The 1,243-nt window shown below is 53.6% G+C and carries 1 protein-coding gene; it reads right to left on the bottom strand.

What is annotated here, in order from left to right:
* The coding region (locus E5K03_RS14070) for a transposase (protein WP_138007434.1) at positions 1-1,101 on the bottom strand (1,101 nt) is incomplete at its 3' end.
* Positions 1,102-1,243: the final 142 nt, after the last annotated feature.

Raw genomic sequence — 1,243 nt, 5'->3', positions numbered from 1 at the left:
GAGTTCACGCGCAATCGAAAGCGACCGTTCACGAGAGATGAGACCTTGTTTGACCGTGCGCAGACGCATCTGTTGTTGCACGAATGCTCGTGCGTGCTCACCTGAGCGAAACCGACGCTTGATCTGCGTCGGTTTCGTATGGCCGTAGTATCGCTCCAGATTGTTTGTCGTGCTTGGAATCGCTTCATGCCGAAGGTGTCCGAGGAACGTATCGAACTTCTCCATCACCTCCTTGACCGCTGTTTGCAACTCCTTTGGCAGCTGCTCGATTTTATCGAGCACTGCCTCAAATCGACAGACAGCGGCTTCATACGAGTGTGCAGCAAACACTCGTTTGAACTCACTCCAGACAATTGCCCCCTGGAGACGTTCTGTGTTACTGTAGCGAACACTCTCGAAAACGGTGTTACGAAGCTTCTTCTCACCGTTCTTGATGAAGTGAAAGTTACAGCGGTGGTGGACAGCGTCGAGATCTTCTTCGATGATCTCTGGGTAGTCTGATCGACCGTCGGTTGTGACAACAGAGACAGGTTTCTCGGCAAGGGCAGTCGTGAGAAACTCACGAACTGCCGCCTTGGTGCACCGGTCGACGATGGTTTCGGCGACCGGTGCACGGAGTAGTTCGTCGTAGACGGTAAGTCGATACGCACGGTTGCCGTCGATCATGAGGTACTGTTCGTCGTAGGTGTAGACGCCGGAGTAGACGGGGAGATCGTTTTCGACGATCTCCGCCGTCTGCCCAGTACACCAGTTGTGGATCTGTTGATCGGAGGGGCGGACGTTGTAGTGGATGGTGAGGAGATCTTGCCGATTTTCGAGCGAAGATTCGGTGAGTAGGTCAACTGCGGTCGCAAGTTGCGTGACCGCTCGTGGATAGTGATGATCATCCTCGACTGATGGGTGCGTCGGTGAGAACGAGCAACAGTTCGCGCAGATGTATCGCTGCACCCGCACGGGCTGGCAGCCGTGCGGGTGCCGCTCGTATCCACCGTTTTTCGCGACAGGGCTACCGCAGTCAGGACACACTGGGTCGGAAAGCCGAAGAACCGGTAGTTCTTCATTTGTCGGGACAATTGTTCCAACTGGTGCGGTGTTGGACATCAACACCTCAACTTACCGCACCATACTTCTAACACTTGATAAGTTACGTCGCTATAGTTCGGTCAAGTTCTTCTACAGCCAGTACCCCTCAGTAAAATTTCACAAATAGGGTCTCCAGATTCACACTTCGCTTGGAAGTACG

This window comes from Halalkalirubrum salinum, from assembly GCF_005543295.1.
In the GTDB taxonomy this organism is placed as follows: Archaea; Halobacteriota; Halobacteria; order Halobacteriales; family Haloferacaceae; genus Halalkalirubrum; species Halalkalirubrum salinum.
Note: the sequence above shows the minus strand (reverse complement) of the source record. Positions and strands in the feature narration are given on the sequence as shown.